This window comes from Arthrobacter sp. D2-10 (assembly GCF_054161285.1).
This window is the reverse complement of sequence record NZ_CP096431.1, coordinates 3,552,611-3,578,602: the sequence shown is the minus strand read 5'-3', so window position 1 is coordinate 3,578,602 and position 25,992 is coordinate 3,552,611. Positions and strand designations below refer to the sequence as shown.

Genomic DNA, 25,992 nt, shown 5'->3' with positions numbered 1-25,992 from the left:
GGCTTCGGTACATGGAGCACGAGGAGAGCCCGCGCCGCCCGGTGAGCATCTCGGTGCCCTCCCGTAAAGATCCCCTCTTGAGGCAGCTCACCGAGTCCGTCGGGGGACCGCTGGGCAAGCATGCCGCGCCCGGCCGCGTACGGCCGGCAATCTTCACTGTCGAGCGGGTTCTCATTCTCATGACGACGGCGGCGGCCCTCCTTGCGGTGTTGGTCAAGGTGCCCTGCCGAACGGATGGTTGGGCACGTCCGGAACAGTTCTACCGCGCCTGCTATTCGGACTGGACCGAAGCGTTCAGGTTCCAGGGCATCGGGAGCGGACTGTCTCCGTTCGCGGAAGGATCCGCCTTCGATGGCCCATTGCTGGTCGGGGTGGTTGCGGGACTGACGGCTCTGCTGGTTCCGACGTCTGCGGATGGAATAGTGCAGACGCAGTCAGTGGTGCAGTACTTCGATGTGAACGCTGTGGTGATTGCAGCGGCGTGGCTGGGGATCGTTGTTGCGACGATGCGGCTGGCCAGCAGGCGGCCCTGGGATGCAGCGATTGTGGCCGTTGCGCCGATCGCCGTTCTGACCGCGACCTCGAGCTGGGTGCTGCTGTCGGTTCTTCTGAGCATCCTGGCTGTCAGGGCGTTCGCCCGGCACCACTACGCGGTGGCAGGAATACTGCTCGGATTCGGTGCCGGATTCAGCGTTCACGTTGTGCTTGTTCTTGCGGCGGTGGTTCTTCTGGCCGCACGTACCGGGCGGTTCAGGGGAGCGCTGGTAACCGCAGGTGCCCTTGCCGCGGTCTGGATTATTACCGTTCTCCCATTCGGCCCTTCGCAGGCGCTCGCCCTTCCATGGGAGTACGACCCCCCGCACCTGGGTATCTCGTCCTCCGTGTGGGGGGCGTATAACCTCCTTTCGGATCGGCTGGGACTGCCTCCCATGCCGCCCGGTGCGTTGGGGGTCGCAGGATCCGTCGGCTTCGTAGTGCTGGCGGCGCTCATTGTGCTGCTGGTGCTGCGCGCTCCGCGGCGCCCCCGGCTCCCACAAGTGATATTCCTCCTCATTGGCGCCCTGGTGCTCATCATTCCCGACTATGGTCCTGAGCTCAGCCTCTGGCTACTGCCCTTTCTTGCGCTCTCCTATGTCGACTGGAGAATACTTCTTGTCTGGCAAGTGGCGGAAGTGCTGCACTGGTGGGTGCACTGGATGTTCGCCGCGCGAGAGGCCTCCGCTGGAGCTGTAGCCAACAATATCGATCCGCTATACGTGGCATTGGCCGTCCTCACGCGGCTACTGGTCACCGGCTATCTGATGTGCCGGGTTGCCCAACATATACTTGAACCCGAATATGACCCGGTTCGCACACTCGGAATCGACGATCCGGCGGGCGGCCCCTTCGACGGCGCTTCGGATCGGATTCACCATGCTCGGGTAGGCTTGAGGGCGTCCGCTCAGGACCCGCCGATTCCCGCACCGAAAGACCCACAGTGACACGTTCCGTCTTCCGCAGCGAACGCCTGACGCCTGAAGCTTTCGAGATGATTGCATCGGCTCACCCAGGCGTCGTCATCCCCCTGGAGCAGACCCCGCAGTGGGCTGACTTTGAGCGGAGCCTCGGCCGGGAACCGTATGGGCTGTGGGCTTACTACGACGACGACGGCGCGCCGGCCGTGTTGATGAGCCTGCTCCGGGTGCGGCGGCGATTCCGCGAATCCCTGGTGGCCATCAACGGCCCCGTCTGGTTGGGGGACCGCTCGCCGGACGCGGAGCTTCGCCTCATGCGGACGGTCCAGGCGCAGTTCGACGAGGACGTCGATACCGATCCCCTCTACGTCCGGATGCAGGTCAAGCATCCCCAGGCTCCTGCTGACGGCCCGATCGAGCACGGCTGGTACGAGCGCGAGATCGTGGTGGACCTCACGCCCAGTGAGGACGCCATCTTCAAGTCCTTCCGACCAAACGCACGCAACAGCATCAGGCGGGCTGAGCGTTCGGGTGTCGAGATACGGACTATCGAGCGGCCCGAGTGGGTCGATGTGTTCCGGCGGGACCTTTATCCGATCCTGCAGGAGACAGCTGAACGGGACGGCTTCGCAAGCTTCGGTGCTGAATACTACGAGAGGCTTCTGGATCAACTGGGCGACTATCTGCGCCTTATGGTGGCGTACGTCGAAGGCCGCGCGGTGAGTTGGCTGATCACCACCGAGTACCGTGGCTACTCGGTGTATTACTTCGCGGGCAGCACGCACGATGCCCGGAAGACGTTCGCCCCCTACCTGCTCCTGTGGGAGGCGTTCAAGCAGCTCAAGGCTGCCGGCAACACCGCATGCGGCCTCACCGGGATCGTGAGCGAGAACTATCCCCAGCTGATTAATGTGACCACCTTCAAGCGGAATTTCTCGAAGAACGTGGTCGAAATTCCCACCACCTACGACATCCCCCTCAACCCGGGAAAATACCGGGTAGTTGCAGGGCTGCTGACGTTCCGCAGGACAGCACCGGCGAAGGGTCGCGCGCTGCTGATGGGGGCGGCGGCGTCGTTGTCCAGGCTGCGGACAGACCGCTCCGAGGCAAGGAACTAACCATGACTGACGTCGCGATTGTCGGTGCCGGACCCAACGGGCTGGCGGCCGGCGTCGTGATGGCACGGGCGGGACTCAGTGTCGAGGTGTTCGAGGCTGAGCATGCTATCGGCGGCGGCTCCCGCTCCATGGAGCTGCTCGAACCGGATCATCGCCATGATGTCTGTTCAGCGGTGCACCCGATGGCGTTGGCATCGCCCTTCTTCCGTGATTTCGCCCTCTCTGACCGCGTTCCCTTCGTTGTGCCGGCGCTGTCATATGCCAACCCGCTCGACGGCGGAAGGGCGGGGCTCGCGTATCGGGACCTCGGACGCACCGCCATGGGGCTGGGCAAGGACGGGCAATCCTGGCGGCGTCTGATGCGCCCGCTCGTGCAGCACATAGAGGGCGTGGTGGACACGGGCCTTAATTCGTTCCTGCGTGTTCCACGGAATCCTGTGGCCGCGGCCTTTCTGGGCCGGGCGACGCTTGAGCAGGGAACACCCCTGTGGGGCTTACGTTTTTCAACCGAAGAGGCAGCGGCATTGTTCACCGGCGTGGCCGCCCACGCCGTCTCCCCCCTTCCCACCCTCGCGGCCGCCGGAGCCGGCCTCACCCTGGGAGCGTTGGCGCACACGGTGGGTTGGCCGATCCCGGTGGGTGGGTCGCAGGCGCTGGTGGATGCCATGGCGGAAGATATCCGTGCGCACGGAGGGAGAATCCACACGGGCCGCCCGATCACATCGGTGAGCGAGTTCGACGGCGCACGCGCGGTCCTGCTCGACGTTTCACCCCGGGTTGCGGCCGATCTGGCCCGAGCCCGGCTGCCTCAGCGCTACCTTTCCGCGCTGGAGGGCTTCCGATACGGCGACGGAGCGTGCAAGGTCGACTTCATCCTCTCTGGTCCAGTGCCATGGGCAAATGAAGAAGTACGATCGGCCGGAACCGTCCATGCAGGCGGCAGCCGCCGGGAGGTTGCGGCGTCCGAGGCTGACGTCGCTTCCGGCCGACATCCGGAGAAGCCCTATGTCCTGGTATCGCAGCCCTCTGTATTCGACTCCACCCGCGCTCCGCACGGACGCCAGATCCTCTGGACTTACTGCCACGTCCCCAACGGATCGACGCGGGATATGACTGAGGCCATCGTGCGGCAGATCGAACGTTTCGCACCGGGGTTCCGCGACGTCGTCGTCCGTTCGCACGTGATGACAGCGGCGGATCTGGAACAGTACAACGCCAATTACGTGGGCGGGGATTTCAGCGGCGGGGCGGTCACCATCCCGCAACTGCTCGCGCGCCCCTCCTTCGGACCCAACCCATGGCGCATGCCGGTTGACGGTCTGTACCTGTGCTCTGCGTCGACACCTCCGGGGCCCGGTGTTCACGGAATGGGCGGGTACCACGCGGCCAGATTGGCGTTGAAGGACGTCTTCGGGCTGCCGGTGCCAGAGTTGGGGATGCTCCGTTGAACTGGTCCTGACCGGACCATTTCCGGCTCAGGAAGCGCAAGAGTAAGCTTGATCACGATCGCAACTAAATAACGCCCTTGACCCGCAGCGGGAGAGTTCTGCCGTTGACTTCACACACCGGTAGGCGCCGTAGGAGCAAACCCTCCCCAGGAATCTCTCAGGCCCAGCACCGCAGCGGAAAGGCAACTCTGGAAAGCAGGACAGCCGAGCCCGGCTGTCCTCACCGACGGTGCAATGCGAACCTCGCGTTCGCGGAATCTCTCAGGTCCAATACAGAGTGGGGAGGAACTCGACCCTGGTTCGCGCATATCGCGCACACTGATCTACGGAGTTCCCATGACCCACCTGACGGAATCAACCTTCTCCGACCGACACATCGGACCCCGCTCCGATGGTGCTGAGCAGATGCTGAAGGTTCTCGGCTATCCCTCCCTGGACAAGCTCGTTGATGTCGCGGTGCCGGCGAGCATCCGCATCGACGAGGGTTTGGACCTTCCCTCCGCGCTCAGCGAGCCGGAAGTTCTGGCCGAACTGCGCCGCATCGCGTCGAAGAACAAGACCGCCGTCCAGATGATCGGGCAGGGCTACTACGACACCGTGACACCACCGGTGATCCGCCGTAATGTTCTTGAGTCGCCGGCCTGGTACACCGCGTACACGCCCTACCAGCCGGAGATCTCCCAGGGCCGCCTCGAAGCGCTCCTGAACTTCCAGACCATGGTGCAGGACCTCACCGCGCTGCCCATCGCCAACGCCTCACTGCTCGATGAAGCGTCCGCGGTTGCCGAGGCCGTCCTGCTCATGCGCCGGTCGGGCAAGAACAAGGGCAGGACAGTGGTGGATGCGGATTGCCTGCCGCAGACCATCGCCGTTGTCAGGGGTCGCGCGGAAGCGCTCGGCTTCGAGGTGGAGATCGCGGACCTGTCCGAGGGTCTTCCTGACGGTGACATCAACGGCGTGGTGCTGCAGCAGCCCGGTGCTTCCGGCGCGCTGTGTGACCACACCGGCATCATCGCCACGGCGCACGACAATGGTGCGCTGGTGACGGTTGCCGCTGACCTTCTGGCGCTGACCCTGATCACTCCTCCCGGTGAGCAGGGTGCGGATATCGCCGTCGGCTCTGCACAGCGCTTTGGCGTTCCGCTCTTCTTCGGCGGACCGCATGCCGCGTACATGGCTGTCCGCAAGGGTCTCGAGCGGATGCTCCCCGGCCGGCTGGTCGGCGTGTCCAAAGATTCCGACGGCGCTCCCGCGTACCGCCTCGCGCTCCAGACACGCGAGCAGCACATCCGCCGCGAGAAGGCGACTTCCAACATCTGTACCGCCCAGGCACTACTCGCCATCGTCGCGAGCATGTACGGCGTCTACCACGGACCTGACGGGCTGAAGGCAATTGCAGAGCGCGTGCACGGGAAGGCCGCGAAACTTGCCAGGGCACTGCCCGGAACTGTTCACACCTCCTTCTTCGACACCCTCCTCGTGAAGGTCGACGGCGGCGCCAAAGACATCGTCACCAAGGCGGAAGAACGCGGGATCAACCTGCGCTTCGTCGATACCGACCATGTCGGTATCTCCTGCGACGAGACCACCACGAATGCACACCTGGAGATCCTCGCCGGAGTGTTCGGCGCGGACCTTCCGGATGGAGCCGAGGGAACCATTCCCGCGGAACTGAAGCGGACGTCGTCGTACATGACCCACCCGGTGTTTTCGCTTCACCGCTCCGAGACGCAGATGCTCCGCTACCTGCGCGGTCTCTCCGATCGGGACCTCGCGCTTGACCGCACCATGATCCCCCTCGGTTCCTGCACCATGAAGCTGAACGCGACGGTCGAAATGGAGCCGATCTCCTGGCCCGAGTTCGCAACCATCCACCCGTTCGCGCCGGAGCACCAGACCGAAGGCTGGCGTGAGCTCATCGGTGACCTCGAAGCGCGTCTCGCAGAGATCACCGGCTACGCCGGGGTGTCCATCCAGCCCAACGCAGGATCGCAGGGAGAGCTGGCCGGACTCCTGGCCATCCGGAACTATCATCTGTCCCGCGGTGATGAAGCCCGTAACGTCTGCCTCATCCCGTCGTCGGCGCATGGAACAAACGCAGCGTCCGCTGTGCTCGCCGGCATGAAGGTGGTGGTGGTCAAGACAGCGCAGAACGGCAACATTGACCACGACGACCTCCAGGCAAAGATCGAAGCGAACAGCGATTCCCTGTCCGCGATCATGATCACCTACCCCTCAACGCACGGCGTCTTCGAGGAGGACGTGCGCTGGGTGTGCGACCAGGTGCACGCCGCCGGTGGCCAGGTCTACATCGACGGTGCCAACCTGAACGCCCTCGTCGGTCTTGCCAAGCCCGGTGAATTCGGCGGCGACGTCTCCCACCTCAACCTGCACAAGACCTTCTGTATCCCGCATGGAGGCGGGGGACCGGGCGTCGGTCCGGTAGCCGTAGCGGAGCACCTCGTGCCGTTCCTGCCCGGAGACCCGAACAGCACGCAAAGTGCAGCGGGCGTTCCCATCTCCGCCTCACGGTTCGGTTCGGCAGGCGTGCTCCCCATCTCCTGGGCCTACATCGCCCTGATGGGCAGTGAGGGACTGACTGCTGCCACCAAATCCGCCCTCCTCGCGGCCAACTACGTTGCCGCCCGCCTGAACGAACACTTCCCGGTGCTCTACTCGGGTGAGAACGGCCTGGTTGCGCACGAGTGCATCCTTGACCTCCGGGAACTGACGGCCAAGACCGGCGTCACCGCAGAAGACGTCGCGAAGCGCCTCATCGACTACGGCTTCCACGCGCCGACCCTGAGCTTCCCCGTTGCCGGCACGCTCATGGTCGAGCCCACGGAGTCAGAGGACCTCGCAGAGCTCGATCGTTTTGTGGACGCGATGATCGCGATCAAGGGGGAGATCGACCGCGTAGCAACGGGCGAATGGCAGCTCGAGGAGAGCCCGCTCCGCCAGGCGCCGCACACCGCGCAGGCACTCATCAGCGACGACTGGGCCCAGGTCTACTCGCGTGAAGAGGCAGCATTCCCGCTGCGGTCCCTGCGCCATGACAAGTACTTCCCGCCGGTCCGTCGTGTCGACGGCGCCCATGGAGACCGGAACCTCGTGTGCTCGTGCCCGCCCCTCGAAGCTTTCGAGGACAACGCCGAGTCCCTTCACGAGAACACCGGAAACTAAGGAAGTCTCATGACCAAGCAGACAGCGCTCTACGCGCAGCATCAAGAACTCGGCGCCGCCTTCACCGACTTCGGTGGCTGGCAAATGCCCCTGAAGTACCGGAGCGAGCTGGAGGAACACCATACGGTGCGGCGTGCGGCGGGCATCTTCGACCTTTCACACATGGGCGAGGTGAAGGTGAGCGGAGCGCAGGCGGTACAGTTCCTCAACTACGCACTCGTCGGCAACTTCGCAGTCATGCCGGTAGGCAAGGCCAAATACTCCCTGATCTGCACTGAGGACGGCGGAGTCATCGACGATCTCATCGTGTACCGCCTGGAGGAGGACGAGTTCCTGGTTGTTCCGAACGCCTCGAACTCCGACACCGTCGCCGCGGAGCTGCAGCGCCGGGCGGCTGACTTCGAGGTGAAAGTTCAGGACCAGTCGGAAGATACAGCCCTGATCGCGGTACAGGGGCCTAACGCCGAGGCGATCCTGCTCGGTATGGCCGGCGCAGCAGACGCCGAGGCGATCACTTCACTGAAGTACTACGCCGCCGTCACAGTGGAGCTGGCAGGGCTCACGGTTCTCCTCGCCCGGACCGGTTATACCGGCGAAGACGGGTTTGAGCTCTTCATCGAGAACGGGCAGGCGCTGCAGTTGTGGAAGGCCGTGACCGAGGCCGGCGCTGAACACGGCCTTGCGCCCTGTGGGCTGGCTTCGCGGGACTCGCTCCGGCTGGAGGCAGGCATGCCGTTGTACGGACACGAGCTGGGGCTGGATACCAACCCCTTCGAGGCCGGCCTCGGCGGCGTCGTCAGCTTCAAGAAGACCGAGGACTTCGTGGGCCGCGCCGTGCTCGAACCACTCAAGGGCGGAACTCCCAGCCGGAAGCTCGTGGGTCTCCGTGGATCCGGAAGGCGTTCTGCCCGCGCCGGGTACGGCGTCGTTCAGGACGGACGCACGGTTGGAACAGTGACGTCCGGCCTGCCAAGCCCGACGCTCGGCTACCCGGTGGCGCTCGCCTACGTGAATTCCGAGCTGAGTGAACCCGGTACGGAACTGGAGGTGGACCTGCGCGGCCGCCCGGAAGGTTTCACCGTGGTGGAGTTGCCCTTCTACAAGCGTCCGGACCGCTCGTGACCATCAGCGCCTTCGACCTGTTCAAGATCGGGATAGGACCGTCGAGCTCGCATACCGGTGGACCGATGACCGCGGCATACCTGTTCACCAGGCTGCTGGCGGAGCAGGAGCTGATGGGGCAAGTCACGCGGATCTCGGCTGAACTGTTCGGTTCCCTTGGTGTCACCGGTCATGGCCATGGGACAGTCAAGGCCGTTCTGCTCGGCCTTGAGGGTGAGCAGCCTCATCTCACCGATTCCGAGCGCGCGGAACCGCGGGTCGGCGAAATCGATTCGTCCAGGACACTGCGGCTCGGCGGGGTTCGGGATATCAGCTTCGACCCGGAAGCTGACCTCGTCCTGCACCGCAGGCAGCGCCTGGATTACCACACCAACGGCATGCGTTTCACGGCATATAACGCTTCCGGAATGTCTTTGCTGGCCCGCGAGTACTACTCAGTCGGCGGCGGTTTCGTCCTGGACGAGGATGAAATCAACTCGGACGTATCCGTCGGCTCGACTGTTCCTCTGCCCTACCCCTTCGAATCGGGGGCCCAGTTGCTGGACATTGCGGCAGCAACAGGTAAGCCCTTCTCCGGCATCGTCCTTGCCAACGAATTGGTCTCCCGGTCCGAGGAGGAGGTCCGAAGCGGCTTGCTCGAGATCTGGGACGTCATGCAGGACACCATCCGCCGGGGGTCCTCGACCAGCGGTATCCTTCCAGGTGGGCTGCATGTCCGACGCAGGGCGGCACGGCAGCTGGAACTGCTCCGTAAGGAAGCGGACCCGAACGATCATCTCAGCACCATGGAATGGGTCACCCTGTTTGCGCTTGCGGTGAATGAGGAGAACGCGGCGGGCGGCCGCGTAGTCACCGCACCCACCAACGGTGCCGCCGGCATCATTCCCGCCGTTCTGAAGTACTACACCGATTTCGTCCCGGGAGCCGACGACGACGGCGTCATCCGCTTCCTGCTTGCCGCCACTGCCGTCGGCGTTCTCTTCAAGAAGAATGCGTCTATCTCCGGCGCAGAGGTGGGCTGTCAGGGGGAGGTCGGCTCCGCTTGTGCAATGGCGGCGGCAGGGCTCGCGGAAGTGCTCGGAGGCACTCCCGAACAGGTGGAGAACGCTGCCGAGATCGGCATCGAACACAATTTGGGACTCACGTGTGATCCGGTGGGTGGACTGGTGCAGATTCCGTGCATCGAGCGAAACGCGGTCGGTGCGATGAAGGCGATCACCGCCGCACGCATGGCCGTGCGCGGGGACGGTCAGCATTTCGTGTCGCTCGACGCCGCCATCAAGACGATGCGCGAAACGGGTGCGGACATGATGGACAAATACAAGGAAACGGCCCGCGGGGGGCTGGCCCTCAACGTGGTGGAATGCTGAATGGCGCTACCGACGCGGGTCGAGATCGTCCCTGGGGGCGGCGTCGTCGACCGTCTGCAGGGACTTGTTGCTCCTCCGGCAACGATCACGGTCACCTGCCTTCCACACCATGGTCCGGAGGAGACCGTTGGCCTCGCCGTGGAGCTTTCGGGTCTCGGCTATCGCGCGGTGCCGCATCTCGCAGCCCGTACGCTCACGTCCCGTCGGCAGCTCATGCACTTCACGACGCGCCTCGCTGACGCCGGGGTGCGGGATATTTTCGTCATCGCCGGCGATGCCAAGGACCCGGAGGGACCCTACGGCTGGAGCGTGCCGGTCATGGAGGAGATCGCGGAGGTCGGCGGGTTCGATACCGGTTTCGCGGCCTACCCCGAAGGTCATCCCTCAATCCCTGAACCGGAATTGACCCAGTTGCTGCTGAAGAAGCAGCAGCTGGGCAGCTGGGCCGTCACCCAGATGTGTTTCTCGGGCGATGTCCTGAACCGGTATGTCGCCCGACTGAGGTCCGACGGTGTGACCGTGCCGGTATGGGCAGGGGTTCCCGGGCGCGTGCGGCGGACCCGGCTCATTGCGTTGGCCGGTCGAATCGGCGTCGGTCCGTCACTGAAGTTCGCCAAGCGCAGCGGATCGCTGCTCCGTTCTGTGCTGGCGCCGTCGTCGTACGATCCGGCGCCGTTGGTTCGGTCCATCGAACGCAGCAACGCGTTTGCCGGGTTGCATGTCTACAGCTTCAACGACTTCTCGGGGATTCCCCGGGCCTGAGCCAGGAGTCAGTCGCCTTTTACGTTCACAATCTGGCGGAGGGTATGCCGGATACGGACCAGGTGCCGGGCGTCCTCCATCACCACGTCGATGTCCTTGTACGCCGCCGGAATCTCATCAATGAAGGCATCTGTATCGCGGTATTCGATGCCTCGCATGGCTTTCCTCAGCTCCTCACGGGAAAAGGTGCGACGCGCGGCGCTTCGGCTGTATTCGCGGCCCGCACCGTGCGGAGCGGAATTCAGGGCCGGTGCGAAACCGAGGCCTTCCACCACGTAGGACGCAGTGCCCATGGACCCTGGAATGAGCCCGGGGCGGCCGGGGGAGGCATCGATCGCACCCTTGCGGCTCAGCCAAACCTGCTTGCCGTAGTGCGTTTCCTGGGCGGTGTAGTTGTGGTGACAGTTGATGCGCTCAAGTTCCCGCACTTCACCGTCGGTCCATCGGGCGAAGCACCCAATGACGCGGTCCATCATTTCCTCGCGGTTCAGCAGGGCGAAGTCCTGGGCCCACCGAAGCTGGCGGATGTATTCCTCGAACTCTTCATCACCTTCCGTGAGATAGGCCAGATCGTTGTCCGGCAGGGAGATGCGGCGCTTGTCGCACAGATCCAGGGCGACCCTGATGTGCCGCTGGGCGATCCGGTTTCCCACACCGCGTGATCCACTGTGCAGGAAAAGCCACACATTGTCGTTCTCATCGAGGCTGACCTCGATGAAGTGGTTGCCCGATCCCAGCGACCCGAGCTGCAATGCCCACTGCTTTGAATACGACGCCGGATCGAAGCCCGCGCGCTCAGCGTCCCGTGCCAGCCGATCGACACGCGGCTGCGCGGAGTCAAGCACGCGCTTATTGCTGTGACCGGCGGAGAGCGGAATGGCCCGCTCGATGGACTGACGAAGTACCTTGCGGTCCAGCCTGGCCAGGTCTTCAAGGGTGAATTGGGTTCGTACAGCGATCATCCCGCAGCCGATGTCCACGCCCACCGCAGCTGGAATGATCGCGCCCAGGGTGGGGATGACCGAACCTACGGCGGCGCCCTTCCCGAGATGTGCGTCCGGCATGCTCGCCAGATGCGGGTAGATGAACGGCATAGAGGCCGTTTTCAGGTTCTGCGCCCGAGTCTGGTCATCGAGGATGCTGGCGAAGTTCACGTACGTGGGGCTGACGTTTTCCATGATCGTCCCATCGTCCTTCACCTGCACCAGAGCTTCAACCAACCTTTCCCCAAGGCCTGCGGGAAATCATGAAGCTTTCCTTCCCAGTGGCGGCTGGGAAGACCCGTCCGCAGGAGGATTCATGGATATTGAGATAGTCGGCGCCCTGGCGATCATGGCCGTGGCAGCCGCCGTCGGCCTGGCAGCCCGCCTTGCAGCGATGAGCCAGCGCCGGATTGCCCCTGAACCTGCAGAGCTGTCCTCTGCCGACCGCCGCCTGCTCCCCTACCTCAATCTCACTCCGGCGCAGTGGTTATCGCTCACGGACTTCCAGCGTGCCAACCTGCGCGAGAGGGCTCACCGGACGATGAGCTAGCGGATCGGTTCGGGAAATCGGCGCCAGCCACACCGCCCGGTTCTCCTCAGCTGTCGTCGATGCGCTAGCGGGTCCCATCCTACAAAAGACACTACAAATAGTAAGCCTGCTTGCTATCTGGGAAGACATCTGTCTAAGGTCGTAAGGCACGCCGGGATTAGAACCCCAAACTCTAATCGAAGGAGTACAACCATGAATACGAAGCGCACTATCGCCACAGTAGCCGTAACCGGAGCCCTCGCTTTCGGTGGAGCCGGTATGGCACAGGCTGCACCCCTTGAGAGTGTCGGTGTAGTCGGCGGACAGAACGCAGGGGCAATCGGCGGGCTGGTAGCAGCAGCCGTGAACCTCGACCGCACCGTCGACGTGGACCAGATCCAGTTGGTCAACGTAGAGGGCGATGTCCTGAGTGATATCGACGTGGACGTGGAAAACAACAACGTGCTGAACGGTCTCACCGTTCAGGCATTGAACGAGAATGACATCGATGTACAGGATGTTGTGGACGTGAACATCGTCGACAACGTTCTAGTTGTTGTGGTGGACGCTCTATAAACGGAGTGCTGGAGCAGGGCCGTCCCAATTGGGGCGGCCCTGCTCCCATTAACGGCGGAACTCAGACGGGTGGAACACTGGGACTGTGGCACACCTTGACGTTTCCAACATCGATTACTTCCTCTCCGACGGCCGCCAGCTGCTCAACGGCGTCTCCTTCAAAGTGGGCGAGGGCCACAAGACTGCGCTCATCGGCCCCAACGGAACGGGAAAGACCACCCTCCTGCGTATCGTTGCCGGTGACATCACCGCCGATGAGGGGGCCGTGACGAGGTCCGGCAGCATGGGCATCATGCGTCAGTTCGTTGGCCAGGTCCGCGACGACACCACCGTCCGTGACCTTCTGGTTTCGGCCGCCCCGCCGGTGCTCGCCGCAGCTGCCAAGCGGATCGATGACGCCGAGCTGGCCATGATGGAGCACGACGACGAACCCACCCAGATGCGCTACGCCCAGGCAATCGCCGACTGGGGAGACGCCGGCGGGTATGAGCTCGAGACGACCTGGGACGAAGTCACGATGGCGGCCCTGGGTGTGCCCTATGATCGCGCCCAATACCGTGCAGCGTCGTCGCTGTCGGGCGGTGAGCAGAAACGGCTGGTGTTGGAGGCCCTCTTCGCCGGACCGGATGAGTTGCTTCTCCTGGACGAACCCGACAACTATCTCGACGTACCCGGCAAACGCTGGCTCGAAGCAAAACTGAATGAGTCGAGCAAGTCCGTGCTCTTCGTCAGCCACGACCGCGAACTGCTCGACAATGCGGCGACGCGCATTGTGACGCTGGAGCCCGGGGCCCTAGGTGCTTCCAGTTGGGTGCACGGCGGCGGCTTCAGCACGTATCTCCAGGCGAGGGCCGATCGCAACGCACGGTTCGAGGAACTCCGGCGTCGCTGGGATGAGGAGCACATCAAGCTCAAAGAGCTCGTGAACATGTACAAGAACAAGGCAGCGTTCCGCTCGGACATGGCCAACCGGTACCACGCCGCCCAAACGAGGCTGGCGAAGTTCCTTGAGGCCGGCCCGCCGGAAGCGATCCCCATCGAGCAGAACGTCAACATGCGGCTCAAGGGCGGACGCACTGCCAAGCGGGCGGTGGTGGCACAAAAGCTCGAACTGACCGGGCTGATGAAACCGTTCAGCACGGAGATCTGGTTCGGTGACCGCGTCGGCGTCCTCGGTTCCAACGGCTCCGGCAAATCACACTTTCTGCGGTTGCTTGCAGCAGGCGGAAGCGATCCCGACAAAGAACATGAGCCGGTCTCCGAGGTGAGCATCGCTCCGGTGCCGCACACCGGCGTCGTGAAGCTGGGAGCACGCATCCGGCCGGGGTTCTTCGCCCAAACCCACGTCCGTCCGGACCTCCTGGGGCGCACCCTGCTCGACATACTGCACCGCGGCGACGATCACCGGTCCGGGCTGGGGCGCGAAGCCGCTTCCGCAGTATTGGACCGCTACGGGCTCGCAGGGCAGTCGGAGCAGTTGTATGACTCCCTGTCCGGCGGACAGCAGGCGCGATTGCAGATCCTGCTGCTTGAGCTCTCCGGTGCCACCCTTCTGCTCCTCGATGAGCCTACGGATAACCTCGACCTCCATTCGGCCGAGGCGCTGGAACGGGCTATCGACGCCTTCGAGGGAACCGTGCTCGCAGTGACGCACGACCGCTGGTTCGCCCGCGGTTTCGACCGGTTCCTGGTGTTCGGCGAAGACGGCAAGGTGTACGAGTCCGAGACCCCGGTGTGGGACGAGGGCAGGGTGCAGCGCGCCCGGTAGGTGCATGGGCAGTTAGGTCCTGATACGCCGTGCTGTGTGTAGACCGACCCGGTCACGGCACATAGGGTTTATGGGTGCAGAACAACGTCAACCCCGCCATGTGGGCAACCTTTGCAATCTTCGGACTCAACGGCCTGGTCTTCGCCAGCTGGGCGGCGCGAATTCCGGCCGCCTCCGACGTCCTCGGACTGAGTGACGGTGCTACGGGTGCGCTGCTTCTGGTCGCCGCCATCGGTTCAATGATTTCCCTCCCACTGTCCGGGGGAATCGCGGCCCGGATCGGAACCGCCAACACCGTGAGGGTCGGCGGAGTAGCCGCAACCATTGCGGCCTCAACGATCGCCGCAGGACTGATCGCGGAGTCGGTTCCCCTCGCAGCAACCGGCCTCTTCATCTTCGGCCTCGGTATCGGCTTGTGGGATGTCGCGCAGAACCTTGAGGGAGCCGACGTCGAACGCCGGCTCATGCGCACCATCATGCCCAAATTCCATGCAGCCTTCAGCGGTGGTGCCTTCATCGGTGCGCTCGCCGGTGCCGGGCTCGCTGCCGCCGGCGTGGAACTATCCACACATCTTGTGGGCGTTGCGGTTCTGGTGCTGATCATCTCGCTGTGGATTCCGCGCTACTTCCTGCCGGAGCACTCCCACGAGGAAAAGCACGACGACGGGGCCTCCCGCCGCAGCGGACTCACAGCCTGGAGGGAGCCGCGCACGCTTCTCATTGGTTTGGTGGTGTTGGGTGCCGCGCTGACGGAGGGTGCCGCGAACGATTGGGTAGCGAAGGCCACGGTCGACGGGCTGGGCGCGGATGAGGCTGTCGGTGCCCTGATGTTCGGCGTCTTCGTCGCGTCCATGACCCTGTTCCGATTCATCGGTGGAGGGTTCATCGACCGGTTCGGCAGGGTCCGGGTGCTGCAGGTCAGCCTGGCATCGTCACTGGCCGGCCTGGTGCTTTTTGTTTTCGCACCGAACGTGATTCTCGCCGGACTTGGGGCCGTTCTCTGGGGAACCGGTGCCGCCCTCGGCTTCCCGATGGGTATGTCCGCCGCCGCCGATGAGCCGCGGCTTGCGGCCGCTCGGGTCTCCGTCGTGTCGACCATCGGCTACATGGCATTCCTGGCAGGGCCGCCCCTGCTTGGGTTCCTCGGCGACCAGGTGGGCATCCGTAATGCGCTGCTGGCAGTCGGCGTGGCCGTCCTGGCCTCATTCCTCGTGGCTCCCGCGGCGGCCGAGCGCAAGGCCGGGGAACCGGAAGGAAGCCGCATTCCGTCCTGATGCGGCCGCCGTCGTACTGAGGATATGACTCCAGATATGCGGAAGGGCGGGCTGCTTAGCGCAACCCGCCCTTTTCCCTAATGGCGTCCGGGACGGCCTTGATCGGCGTCGTTCCGGCGGTCGTTGTCCCGGCGCGCGTCGTCGTTCCCCACCAGGGGATCGATTTCATCTGCGTGGCGGGCGCGATCTTCGGTTTCGCGGCGTAGTCCCTGTGCGTCCGCCTGGCGCTGTTCTGCCTCCTGGCGCAACCGCTCAGCGTCGACCTCGGCCTGCTGGGCCTCAGCGGCCGCACGGGTAGCGTGGGCCTCACGCTCGCGCGCCTCGAGGTCCTTGACCTGTGCTTCTTCACGAATCTGGTTGGCACGCTCGTGATCCTTCCGGCGCTTCTCCTGATCGTGTTGCTGCTTGCGCTTGCGTCCAAGGAAAACGATCAATCCGATGATGAGGAGCACTACGAGGATCCCGATGATGATCCACACCCATGTCATTGCGTCCATTGCCTTCGCCTTCCTGATGAATGGCTGCCACGCCGGGCCAGCCAGTATGCGGGGCGCCCGATAGGGACGTCTAGTAGTAACTCTTGACCTGTACTTGAGGGTCGTCAAGGGGTGGCTGTTATGCCGCCGTCTGGCCGCCGCCGAAGAGATCCTCCCTGAGGACGACGCCGGCAGCCGGCGTCGTGGCTATGCTCAGAAACGCTGCCCTCATCCGGGCACGGTAAAGCGTGAAGGAAGAGCAAGTGGAGCACAGTGCATCGATCGAGAAGTTCTCGGTAACGCAGAAGATCACGATGATGGTGAACCGGTACGAAGTGCGTTCGGTGGACCCGAGCGGCAATCCCGGTCAGCTCATGGCCCTCGCGCAACAGAAACGCGCCGCCTTCAAGGAGGAAGTCCGCTTCTTCGCCGACGAGTCACGGCAGACGGTGTTGTTTTCCTTCAAGGCGCGCCAGCGGCTGGACCTGGGCGCCACCTATGACGTGCTGGACGCGCAGGGGAACCCCATCGGCAGCTTCCGCAAGAACTTCGGGGCGTCTCTGCTTCGTTCCACGTGGCAGCTTGATGCACCTGGTATCCAGGCCGTCGGGAGTGAGCGCAGCCAGGGAGTTGCCATAGCGCGCAGGGTGTGGGAGATCGTTCCATTCCTTGACGCCATTCCGGCGCCCTTCCTGTTCCATTTTGACTTCCGTGACCCATCTGGGCAGCTGGTCCTCACCTCGGAGCGGCGCGCCTCCCTCCGGGACCGTTACGACGTGACGGTTCCGGGCGGTCGTTTGGACTGGCGGGTAGCGGCCGCGATGGCGGTCGCGTTGGACGCATTGCAGTCCCGTTAAGGACAGTCCAATTCGAATAGCGGACAGAAGCTGTCCGTGATGCGCTTCACCCTCCCTTGCCCCGAACTTAGGTTTGACCCATGACAATCATCCAGGCCGAAGGTCTGAAGAAAACGTATAAATCAAAGAGCGGACCGGTGCATGCACTCGCCGGTCTCAACCTTTCAGTTCCCCAGGGAACGGTGAAGGCTCTGCTCGGTCCTAACGGGGCAGGAAAGACCACCGCGGTCAAGGTGCTGACCACCCTCATCAAGCCCGATGAGGGGTCCGCGCACATTGACGGCATCGATGTCGTCCGCAATCCGAAGGCGGCTCGGAGAATCATTGGAGCATCCGGCCAGTATGCGGCGGTCGATGAAAACCTCACGGGGTTTGAGAACCTGGAAATGGTGGGCAGGCTGTATCACCTGGGGGCCAAAACCGCGCGGAAGCGGGCACAGGAACTCATCGAGCAGTTCGAGTTGACCGAGGCGGGAAACCGTCCGGTCAAAGGCTTCTCCGGTGGTATGCGCCGTCGGATTGACCTTGCCGGTGCCCTGGTTATCAATCCGAAGATCCTGTTCCTTGACGAGCCGACCACGGGTTTGGACCCGCGCAGCCGGCTCGCGCTGTGGGAAATCATCACGAAGCTCGTCAATGACGGCACCACCCTCCTGCTGACCACCCAGTATCTGGAGGAGGCCGACCACCTGTCGGACGACATCGCGGTGATCGACGGCGGCAAGGTCATTGCCGAGGGCACGTCGGACGAGCTGAAGGCCCAGATCGGCGGTCACAGGGTAGTGGTAACTCTTGTCGACGAGGCCGACGCCGGAGCCGCACGCGACATCTTGGCACGCCACGGCGACGGCACGCCCCTCGTGAACGACCGCACAGTGGAGGTGTCCGTCGTCGAGGGCCCACGCGCGCTGCAGTACGTGCTGTCCGATCTGGGGCAGGCGAACATCAGGCTGCATGATGCCGGGATGCGCAGACCCACACTAGACGACGTCTTCCTCACGCTCACCGGCCACAAAGCCGAAGACGAGAAGACCCGGAAGATTGACGCTGAATTGGAGAATGCACAATGACCGCGGTCACCCAACCCGCCTATGGGAGCGTAGGGTCTCCATTGACTCAGCTGATCTCTGATGGGTGGATCGCCACCCGCAGGAACCTGATCAAGATCAAGCGGGTCCCGGAGATCCTCGTCTTCACCATTCTCCAGCCGATCATGTTCGTTCTGCTGTTCAGCCAGGTGTACGCCGGAGCCATGAACGTGCCTGACTACGTGAACTTCCTGATGGCGGGTATCTTCGCGCAGACCGTTATCTTCGGTTCCACCTTCTCTGGTGCTGCCATGGCTCAGGACCTGAAGGACGGCATCATCGACCGCTTCCGGACGCTGCCCATGAGCCCTGCTGCGGTACTGATCGGCAGGACCAACGGAGACCTCGTCATCAACAGCATCTCCATGCTGATCATGATGGGAACGGGCTGGCTGGTTGGATGGCGCGTGACCACGTCTTTCTGGGGCTTCCTGGGCGGCGTCGCGATCCTCCTCCTCTTCTCCTATTCCTTCAGTTGGGTCATGGCACTCCTGGGAATGAGTGTGCGCAGCCCGGAGGTCATCAACAACGCGTCCTTCATGATCCTGTTCCCGCTGACTTTCATTTCCAACGCCTTCGTTCCGATCCACACCATGCCGGAGGTACTGAAGAACATTGCGGAATGGAACCCCGTATCCGCCCTTGTCGAGTCGGCGCGGATGCTGTTTGGGAACACTAACCCGGAATTCCCCGAGCCCACCGCGTGGACCCTCCAGAACCCGATCATCACTGTGATCGTCGGAATTGTCGTGATGCTCACCATCTTCGTCCCGCTCTCGGTGAAGAAGTTCAAGTCGATCAGTTCCCGCTAGGACCTAGGCACGACGACGGCGGCATCCACGTGTCGCCGTCGTCGTTTCCCGGCGGCACATCTCAGGGACGGTGCCGCACCCAACCGCGGCGGCCCGCTTCCGCGATGGCAGCAGAGCGGGTCTCCACACCCAGCTTGCGGTAGATGTGCAGGAGATGGGTCTTGACCGTGGTTTCGCTGACGTAGAGCTTCCGGCCCAACTCACGGTTGCTCAGCCCTGCGGCCAACAGTTCCAGGATCTCCGCTTCTCGCGGAGTCAATGCGCCTTCGGGTTGTTGCATCCGCTTCAGAAGGACGGACGCCACCGGCGCGGACAGCGCTGCCTGACCCTGGGCGGCAGCCCGGATTGCGGCGTACAGTTCCTCCGGCGTCGAATCCTTGAGCAGATAACCCGTGGCGCCGGCGTCGATGACGCGGACAATGTCGGCGTCAGAGTCATAGGTGGTGAAGACGAGGATACGTATGGCGGGAGCGTCGGCTGTTATTCGCCGCGTTGCTTCGATGCCGTCCATTCCTGCACCGATGGCGAGATCCATGAGGACCACGTCGGGCTGCAGGGCCAGGGCCTGGCGTACGCCGTCTGCTCCGTTGGCGGCTTCGCCCACTACTTCGATATCGGACTGCGTCCCGAGGATGGCGCGTAGTCCGGCGCGCACAACGTCGTGATCGTCGATCAGCAGAATCCTCATGAGGGGTCATCCTGCCGCGGCAGCCACGCTGTGATCACTGTGCCGTCGCCGGGTGAACTCTCCACCGAAAACGTGCCGTTGAGTTGCTCCGCACGCTGGCGCATCGCGCGTAGTCCGTAGCCGTGGTGTTCAGCGGCCGGATCAAAGCCCCTGCCGTTATCGAACAAATCGAGGCTGATACCGTCCGGAACATACGTCAGGGTGAGTACCGCCGTGTCGGCGCCCGAGTGCAGCCTCACGTTCGCCGCTGCGCTCTGGGCTATGCGGAGGAGGGCATGATTGATCTCCGGGCGGAGGTCATACTCCTCTCCCGTGACGGTGACCTGAAGACCCGGCACCTCAGCTGTAGCGGACCGCAGCGCCTCGGCAAGCGTCCGGTTACTGAGTTGCGGGGAGGTGAGGTTGTGTACCAGGCTGCGTGCCTCCATCAGACTGCCGCGGACGGATGCCGTGGCCTTTCCCAGATGTGACCGCGACGACGACGGCGCGACGTCCCACAGCTGGTCTGCTGCTTCCAGAAGCAGCACCGACTGGGTCAGATCCTGAGTGACTGTGTCGTGGATTTCGCGGGCGAGCCGTTCACGTTCGGCCAGTGCGCCCTCGCGCTGCTTGCTGGTGCTGAGTTCCGCCTGCGCCTCGGTGAGCTCATCGAGAAGTTTCTTTCGTGCGAGGCTTTCCTGCTCAACCCTGTTGTACACGGCCAGCATGAGTACAGCCACAGCCACCGGCCCGACGATGAGGGTGATGTCCAGGCCGCCGGTGAGGCGTGCCAGAGCGATCATCATCACCGCGACAACCACTATCAGGGAGAGACGGGCCGCCCATCCCTTGAGGAGATGCCGGCACACGAAGAACAGGGGAAAGGCGCACCAGAGGAAGCTCGGTGCGATATAGGCGACGATTCCCCACAACAGCAACACCGCGAAAAGCCAGCCAACGGCCGTTCGACCCGTCGATAGAAAAATGCTCCCTGCGGCATATAGAACAACGAGGAGAACGGACAGGGCCAGCAGAACCACCCACTCGCCGTCCAGCCCGTGTGACAGCAGGTACCGCACCGCGGACGTTATCAGGAGCAGGTAGAAACCGGCATGCATCCACATCAGAACGGTGGCCCTGCCGGGCAACTGCAAGGTCATGGGGGGCCGATCGGTAGCGGGAACTTCTTGGATTTTAGCCTGAGGAGAATTCAACTGCCCTCGTCCAAAGGTAGGAGACGGACCTGACTGTAGGTCGTACCCAAAGGTGGTCAAACAGGGGATGTACCGATGTGTCCAGCAGCGGGACACTGGAGGTCCAGTCAGCGTCCCGACCAGTCAAGGAGTGTCATGTCCAATACTCATCTTCCCCGCGCGTCCTTCGCCTTCCTCTCGGCGGCGGCGCTTGCCGCAGCCCTCGTCTCGTGTTCGTCACCCGACACGGACACCGCCGAGCCGGCCGCAGAGGTGACCTCGGAGTCTGCAGCTCCTGCAACCGAGTCTGCTCCCGCCGAGTCCGCACCGGCTGAGTCGTCCGGTGAGGCCGTGCTCACCATGCCGCGGCTTAGCATTCAGGCAGCCACGGAAGCCGCTCAGGCTGCTCTCGCGCAGTGCCAGGAGGACAATCTCGGATTCGTATCAGTCGCGGTAGTCGACCGGTTCGGTCAGGTACAGGCCATGCTGCGGGGAGACAACGCCGGTGAGCACACCATGGAATCGGCACGGTTGAAGGGTTATACCGCCGCAGCCTTCGGCTCGAATACCTCCGAACTCACGGAACGCGCTGCAGGAGACGGTGCCACGATCCGCGACATTCCGGGCACCCTGTTCCTTGCGGGGGGCGTGAGCGTGAAGGCCGGGGAGGCGTCCATCGCCGGCATTGGAGTCGGCGGTGCCCCGTCGGGCGAGGCGGATGAGGCATGCGCCCAAGCGGGTCTTGATGCCATCGCGGACTCCCTTGCAGGCTAGGTTTGCCGGGCTGGCCTGGACGGCGTTCCTGCTGCTCAGTGTCGGCTGCACCGGCCCGGCGCCCCCCGGGCCGCCACCAACGACGACGCCGGTCGCCTCCCCAACCGCGTCGCCTACTTCGCCCGTGTCACCGTCGTCCGCAGCGTCACCGTCGTCCGCAGCGTCACCGTCGTCTGCAGCGTCACCGCCGGCGCCAGCGACGACTGACGGGCCTGAAGAGGCGCCACCGGAGCCGTCGATCGTGCTTGCAACCCAGGCATCGGGAGACTCCCTCGCCTTCGTGGACCCGGCCGATCCCGCGAATCCTCTCGTGGCAAGTGTCGTGGTCGGGCAGGCACCGTGGGACGTGTTCGTCGCGGGGGGACAGGCGTTCGTCTCCACAGCGGAAGGCGTGGCGGTAGTCGATCTGGACGATCGGCGTCGTACTGGGTTGATCCCGTACGCAAACCCGGCGGGCCGTATCGAGTATGGGGAGTACCGGGCCGGCGGTACCGGCCTCGTAGCCAGCGCCGACGGCGCGTTTGTCTACGTGGCCGTGCTGCGGGCGGACGGTACCTCCGTGCTGGAGAAGATGGATGTCACGGCCAGCAGGACCGTGGATTCAGTGGAGGTGGGGCTGCGTCCTTTCGACGTCCTGCTATCGGGGGACGGTGCCCAGTTGTACACAATCGACCATGATTCCTTCTCCGTACACGTGGTCGACGCCGAGTCCCTCGCAGCACGCCGGATCGAGGTGGCGCCGTTCGGGATTCAAGGCGGATTAGCCTCCTGGGAGAAGCCCCACTACGCGGCCATCGACGACGCGGGCCGCCTTCTCCTGCCGTACCAGGGCGTTGCGCTCGCCGTCGTCAATCCCGCTTCGGGCGCCGTGACGGTGAAGGAGATGACCGCGAACTCCCATCAGCACGGCACGGCCATTGTGGAGGACACGCTGCTGGTGATTGGGACGGGAGCGTTCGGCAACTCGACAGGCACGCCGAATCTCACCGTGCGTGACCTCGCGACGGATGCCGAAGAGATAGTGCCGCTAAAGCGTCTGCACGAAACAGTAGCGCCGTGGGTTCATCCGGAGACCGGCAGGCGTTATGCACTCCTCTCCGGCGGCTACACACGGGACGGGTTTTGGGACGGCATCACCGTCATCGACCTGGAGACATTCGAGCAGCAGGAGCTTGCAGTGCCGGGCAGGCCGCAGGCGCTCGCCGTCGTGCCCTCCGGACAGCCCTAGCAGGGGTCATCCTTTCGACGTAGTGGGTTCGGCGCAGAATCATCCCCCCGGTCGGCGCCGCGAACGGCAAAGCTTCGTAGGGTTGAAGTAGTCCAGAAATCCCCCCTTCCCCAAGGATGCCCATCATGATTGAGGCAGCAGAACTGTCCAAACGCTACGGCGCCAAGACAGCAGTAGACGGTATTTCCTTCAGCGTTAAGCCGGGACAAGTGACAGGTTTCCTCGGACCCAACGGCGCCGGCAAGTCAACGACCATGCGCATGATTGTCGGGCTCGACAACCCGTCGGGCGGCGACGTACGGGTCAACGGAAAGCACTACGCACAGCACTCAGCGCCGCTGCGTGAGGTCGGCGCGCTGCTCGACGCCAAGGCTGTCCACACCAAGCGCACCGCGTATAACCACCTCCGTGCCATGGCGGCTACCCACGGCATTCCGAACAGCCGGGTCAAGGAGGTCATCGAAATGACCGGCCTGGGTCCCGTTGCGAAGAAGCGAGTAGGCGGGTTCTCCCTGGGCATGGGCCAGCGGCTTGGTATCGCTTGCGCCCTCCTCGGGGATCCGCATACGGTCATCCTCGACGAACCCGTCAACGGGCTGGATCCGGAAGGCGTCCAGTGGGTTCGTCACCTGGCGAAGGGGCTCGCCTCCGAAGGCCGCACGGTGTTCCTCTCGTCCCACCTGATGTCGGAGATGGCGCTCACCGCAGACCACCTCATCGTGATCGGCCGGGGCCGGATCATTGCGGATGCCCCGATCAAGGAAATCCTGGCCGGCCACGGTCAGACCCGCTCACGTGTCCGCACCGACCGCCCGGCGGACCTTATCCGGGCGCTTGCCGCGGACGGCGTTTCGAGCCAGCAGTTCGAATCTGACCTTCTGGAGATCACCGGGGCCGACTCCCGCCGCATCGCTGAGGTCGCCCTCAACCATCAGATCCTCGTCTACGAACTGACGCCGCTTCAGGCCTCGCTCGAGGACGCGTATATGCAGCTCACCTCCGACGAGGTCGAGTACCACTCACACACTCTTCCGCAGGCCGGCGTCACTGCCGGTGGCGGAGCCGGCCTTCAGGAAGGCAAGTAGCCATGGCACACACCGCCACCGCACCGAGCCCGCAGGGGACCACCAGCCACCGCCGACCGACTTCAGGATCCGGCGTCAATTTCGCTCGCGTCCTCAAGTCCGAGTGGATCAAGGTGACCACAGTTCCGTCCACGATGATCCTGCTATCCATCACGCTGGTCGTGATGATCGGACTGTCCGCGCTCTTCGCATGGTCAATGGCAACAAGTCAGGCCTCCGCTGAGTCATTCACGTCTTCCGACCCGGAAATCGCGGCTCAGCTCGCCGCGACCGACTACGGCGAGATGGCGCTGACCGCACCCAGTGCCGGCATCATCTTCGGCCAGCTCCTGATTGCCTCGCTCGCCGTTGTGCTGATCGCATCGGAATGGGGGACGGGGATGATCCGGTCGACGATGGTCGCCGTGCCCAAGCGAATTCCGGCCCTGCTCGCGAAGAACCTCATCATCGCCGCCATCGCCTTCGTGGTGGGCGCAGGTGCAGCCTTCATCTCCTACTTCGTGGCGCAGCCGCTCCTCGCACCCGAGGACATCGACTTCGCAATCACCACCGACGGCGTCCTGCTCAGCATCGTCAACACCGGTTCCGTACTCGCGCTGATGGCCGTAATCGCCATGTCAATCGGCGCCCTCCTGCGCAACACCGCCGGCGGCGTCGTGACGGCAATCGGCCTGTTGATGGTGCTGCCCATCATCGTCCAGATCTTCTCCGGCCTCGCGGACTGGATCCCCGACGCAGCCCGGTTCCTGCCCAGCAGCGCCGGTGAGGCGATGGTGGCCGTCACCACCGTGGAAGACGGCCTGACTCAGTGGCAGGGCGCTCTGGTGCTCGGCGGCTGGGCCCTTGTACTCCTGGTCCTCTCGCTCATCGTCACCAAGAAGCGGGACGTCTAGCGGGCTGAAGAAGCACACCCAATAAGCTCACTCCATGAGTGAAAAAGCCTTGGTGAAGGAGACGTCGGAGCGAACGGCCGCCGTCTCCTTCACCGAGATCAATGCACGACGACTCGGACCCATCCGCCGGTACTTCCGGTCGCATCCGCGGATGATGGACGCCGTCGTCGTTTTCCTGTTTCTCCTGGCCAGCCTGCCCAATGTCGTCCTGCCTGTTGAAGGCGCCCCGGGTTGGTGGGCCGCCCTACCCATTTGTGCAGCAGCACTCGTCCTGTTCTTCCGCCGCATCATGCCGCGGACAGTACTGGTAGCACTGTGCGTCATCGAACCGGTCGCCCTGCTCTACTCGGATGCCCGCTCCACCGTCGGCATCGGAATCTGGTTTGCGTTATATGCCGTCTCGGTTGCGTTTCAGCTGCGCACGGCGATCGGGGCCTTTGCCCTCGCGCTTGTCGCCTCGGTTCTGCCGCTCGCCTTCATCCCCGACATCGTCCCCGGAGAAGCTCCCTACCTGGTGTGGGTCATCATGGGCTTCGCTGTCATGTGGTACGTCGTGGCCGTTGGCGTCGGTGTGACCATCCGCCGGGAAAGGCTCCATGAGAATGAACTGCGTGAGTGGGCGGAGCGGAACGCCGAACTCGCCTCCGCCAATGAACGGAACCGGATTGCCCGGGAGATGCATGACGTGGTTGCCCACTCGCTTTCCGTGATGATTGCACTGTCCGACGGCGCCGCCGTCGTCATGAAGCGCGATCAAGACCGTGCGCGCGACGTGCTGAGCGAACTCTCGGCCACGGGGCGTACCGCGCTCGCGGACATGCGGAGGGTCCTCGGCGTCCTTCGGGAAGGACCCGACTCCGCGCCGTTGGCACCGTTGCCCGCGGGCGGTTCAGTGGCGGGGCTTCTCGAGGGATTCCGCGCCGCCGGGCTGCCCATCCGCGTGCAACTCAGCGGACCCGGGCTGCCGGAAGATGCTGCGTTCCAGATGACCATCCACCGAATCATCCAGGAGTCGCTCACCAATGTGCTGCGCTACGCCAAGGCCGTGACAACGGTTGACGTGCTGATCGCGCGGTTGGGCTCCACCGTGAGGGTGCGCGTCTCCGATGACGGCCGGGGTGCCATGGAGCCTGTGCCGTCGGTCGGCACCGGTCAGGGAATCGCCGGCATGCGGGAACGGGCGGCCATCTACGGCGGGACGGTAACCTGCGGGCCCGGACCGTCCGGCGGCTGGATCGTCACCGCTGAACTACAGATTCCACAAGAGAACCGTCAGGAGAAGTCTGCGTGAGTGAACCGATAAGAGTCCTCCTGGTGGACGACCAGCCGCTC

The 25,992-nt window shown here is 63.8% G+C and carries 23 protein-coding genes and 2 riboswitches; of the genes, 19 read left to right on the top strand and 4 right to left on the bottom strand.

Features of this window, described 5'->3' with window-relative positions; translation table 11 throughout:
- Window positions 1–11 precede the first annotated feature (11 nt).
- The 7 genes from M1D74_RS16765 to M1D74_RS16735 all read left to right on the top strand — a co-directional run bounded on the left by M1D74_RS16765 (window position 12) and on the right by M1D74_RS16735 (window position 10,457).
- A complete protein-coding gene (locus M1D74_RS16765; protein WP_458116080.1) occupies window positions 12–1,481 on the top strand; it encodes a hypothetical protein in 1,470 nt (489 codons plus the stop codon).
- Window positions 1,478–2,572, top strand: coding sequence for a lipid II:glycine glycyltransferase FemX (locus M1D74_RS16760; protein ID WP_458116079.1), 1,095 nt, complete (start codon window positions 1,478–1,480; stop codon window positions 2,570–2,572). The genes M1D74_RS16765 and M1D74_RS16760 overlap by 4 nt, the downstream gene beginning before the upstream one ends.
- Window positions 2,573–2,574: 2 nt before the next feature.
- Entirely contained in the window at window positions 2,575–4,020 is a 1,446-nt protein-coding gene (locus M1D74_RS16755) for a phytoene desaturase family protein (RefSeq protein ID WP_458116078.1), read from the top strand.
- A 78-nt stretch (window positions 4,021–4,098) separates the two neighbouring features.
- Window positions 4,099–4,202, top strand: a riboswitch (glycine riboswitch).
- 1 nt (window position 4,203) lies between these two features.
- A riboswitch (glycine riboswitch) is annotated at window positions 4,204–4,306 on the top strand.
- 50 nt (window positions 4,307–4,356) lie between these two features.
- Window positions 4,357–7,203: an aminomethyl-transferring glycine dehydrogenase gene (gene gcvP, locus M1D74_RS16750; protein WP_458116077.1), complete on the top strand. Its 2,847-nt coding sequence runs from the start codon at window positions 4,357–4,359 to the stop codon at window positions 7,201–7,203.
- A gap of 9 nt (window positions 7,204–7,212) precedes the next feature.
- Window positions 7,213–8,325 carry a glycine cleavage system aminomethyltransferase GcvT gene (gene gcvT, locus M1D74_RS16745; protein WP_309070354.1) on the top strand — a complete coding sequence of 371 codons (1,113 nt, stop codon included), beginning with the start codon at window positions 7,213–7,215 and terminating at the stop codon, window positions 8,323–8,325.
- Window positions 8,322–9,695 carry an L-serine ammonia-lyase gene (locus tag M1D74_RS16740; RefSeq protein ID WP_458116076.1) on the top strand — a complete coding sequence of 458 codons (1,374 nt, stop codon included), beginning with the start codon at window positions 8,322–8,324 and terminating at the stop codon, window positions 9,693–9,695. Before gcvT ends, M1D74_RS16740 begins: the two co-directional genes overlap by 4 nt.
- Window positions 9,696–10,457 carry a methylenetetrahydrofolate reductase gene (locus M1D74_RS16735; RefSeq protein WP_458116075.1) on the top strand — a complete coding sequence of 254 codons (762 nt, stop codon included), beginning with the start codon at window positions 9,696–9,698 and terminating at the stop codon, window positions 10,455–10,457. It abuts the gene before it with no gap.
- Window positions 10,458–10,465: 8 nt separating this feature from the next.
- Here M1D74_RS16735 and M1D74_RS16730 read toward each other — a convergent pair whose 3' ends face one another.
- Window positions 10,466–11,635 (bottom strand): RtcB family protein, encoded by a 1,170-nt coding sequence (locus M1D74_RS16730; RefSeq protein WP_458116074.1) that lies wholly within the window; start codon window positions 11,633–11,635, stop codon window positions 10,466–10,468.
- Between the two features lie 121 nt (window positions 11,636–11,756).
- Here M1D74_RS16730 and M1D74_RS16725 point away from each other — a divergent pair, with 121 nt between their 5' ends.
- The 4 genes from M1D74_RS16725 to M1D74_RS16710 all read left to right on the top strand — a co-directional run bounded on the left by M1D74_RS16725 (window position 11,757) and on the right by M1D74_RS16710 (window position 15,587).
- Window positions 11,757–11,990 carry a hypothetical protein gene (locus tag M1D74_RS16725; protein WP_458116073.1) on the top strand — a complete coding sequence of 78 codons (234 nt, stop codon included), beginning with the start codon at window positions 11,757–11,759 and terminating at the stop codon, window positions 11,988–11,990.
- A 192-nt stretch (window positions 11,991–12,182) separates the two neighbouring features.
- A complete protein-coding gene (locus tag M1D74_RS16720; protein ID WP_090587398.1) occupies window positions 12,183–12,545 on the top strand; it encodes a hypothetical protein in 363 nt (120 codons plus the stop codon).
- Window positions 12,546–12,630: 85 nt separating this feature from the next.
- On the top strand, window positions 12,631–14,313 hold the full coding sequence (locus tag M1D74_RS16715) for an ABC-F family ATP-binding cassette domain-containing protein (protein WP_309070359.1): 1,683 nt from the start codon (window positions 12,631–12,633) through the stop codon (window positions 14,311–14,313).
- 98 nt (window positions 14,314–14,411) lie between these two features.
- The gene (locus M1D74_RS16710; RefSeq protein ID WP_309070385.1) at window positions 14,412–15,587 is read left to right on the top strand and encodes an MFS transporter; all 1,176 of its coding nucleotides are present in this window, start codon (window positions 14,412–14,414) and stop codon (window positions 15,585–15,587) included.
- A 77-nt stretch (window positions 15,588–15,664) separates the two neighbouring features.
- Here M1D74_RS16710 and M1D74_RS16705 read toward each other — a convergent pair whose 3' ends face one another.
- Window positions 15,665–16,084: a hypothetical protein gene (locus M1D74_RS16705; RefSeq protein ID WP_309070360.1), complete on the bottom strand. Its 420-nt coding sequence runs from the start codon at window positions 16,082–16,084 to the stop codon at window positions 15,665–15,667.
- 242 nt (window positions 16,085–16,326) lie between these two features.
- Between M1D74_RS16705 and M1D74_RS16700 the strand changes: the two genes are divergently transcribed.
- The 3 genes from M1D74_RS16700 (at window position 16,327) to M1D74_RS16690 (ending at window position 18,820) form a co-directional block, all read left to right on the top strand.
- Window positions 16,327–16,920 carry an LURP-one-related/scramblase family protein gene (locus M1D74_RS16700; RefSeq protein WP_309124386.1) on the top strand — a complete coding sequence of 198 codons (594 nt, stop codon included), beginning with the start codon at window positions 16,327–16,329 and terminating at the stop codon, window positions 16,918–16,920.
- Window positions 16,921–17,000: 80 nt separating this feature from the next.
- Window positions 17,001–17,990, top strand: a complete 990-nt coding sequence (locus tag M1D74_RS16695; protein WP_309070362.1) for an ATP-binding cassette domain-containing protein — start codon at window positions 17,001–17,003, stop codon at window positions 17,988–17,990.
- Window positions 17,987–18,820 carry an ABC transporter permease gene (locus M1D74_RS16690; protein WP_309070363.1) on the top strand — a complete coding sequence of 278 codons (834 nt, stop codon included), beginning with the start codon at window positions 17,987–17,989 and terminating at the stop codon, window positions 18,818–18,820. Before M1D74_RS16695 ends, M1D74_RS16690 begins: the two co-directional genes overlap by 4 nt.
- 61 nt (window positions 18,821–18,881) lie before the next feature.
- On the opposite strand, the gene M1D74_RS16685 is transcribed toward M1D74_RS16690, so the two are convergent.
- Together M1D74_RS16685 and M1D74_RS16680 are read right to left on the bottom strand one after the other, a co-directional pair.
- A complete protein-coding gene (locus M1D74_RS16685) occupies window positions 18,882–19,508 on the bottom strand; it encodes a response regulator (protein WP_458116072.1) in 627 nt (208 codons plus the stop codon).
- Window positions 19,505–20,647: a sensor histidine kinase gene (locus M1D74_RS16680; RefSeq protein WP_309070365.1), complete on the bottom strand. Its 1,143-nt coding sequence runs from the start codon at window positions 20,645–20,647 to the stop codon at window positions 19,505–19,507. Before M1D74_RS16680 ends, M1D74_RS16685 begins: the two co-directional genes overlap by 4 nt.
- A gap of 189 nt (window positions 20,648–20,836) precedes the next feature.
- Here M1D74_RS16680 and M1D74_RS16675 point away from each other — a divergent pair, with 189 nt between their 5' ends.
- From M1D74_RS16675 to M1D74_RS16655, 5 genes are all read left to right on the top strand, one after another.
- Window positions 20,837–21,454: a GlcG/HbpS family heme-binding protein gene (locus M1D74_RS16675; protein ID WP_309070366.1), complete on the top strand. Its 618-nt coding sequence runs from the start codon at window positions 20,837–20,839 to the stop codon at window positions 21,452–21,454.
- Window positions 21,426–22,682: a YncE family protein gene (locus M1D74_RS16670; RefSeq protein WP_458116071.1), complete on the top strand. Its 1,257-nt coding sequence runs from the start codon at window positions 21,426–21,428 to the stop codon at window positions 22,680–22,682. The genes M1D74_RS16675 and M1D74_RS16670 overlap by 29 nt, the downstream gene beginning before the upstream one ends.
- Window positions 22,683–22,807: 125 nt before the next feature.
- Entirely contained in the window at window positions 22,808–23,767 is a 960-nt protein-coding gene (locus M1D74_RS16665; RefSeq protein ID WP_458116070.1) for an ABC transporter ATP-binding protein, read from the top strand.
- A gap of 2 nt (window positions 23,768–23,769) precedes the next feature.
- On the top strand, window positions 23,770–24,660 hold the full coding sequence (locus M1D74_RS16660) for an ABC transporter permease subunit (protein WP_309070369.1): 891 nt from the start codon (window positions 23,770–23,772) through the stop codon (window positions 24,658–24,660).
- Window positions 24,661–24,694: 34 nt separating this feature from the next.
- A complete protein-coding gene (locus M1D74_RS16655; protein ID WP_458116069.1) occupies window positions 24,695–25,951 on the top strand; it encodes a sensor histidine kinase in 1,257 nt (418 codons plus the stop codon).
- Window positions 25,952–25,992: the final 41 nt, after the last annotated feature.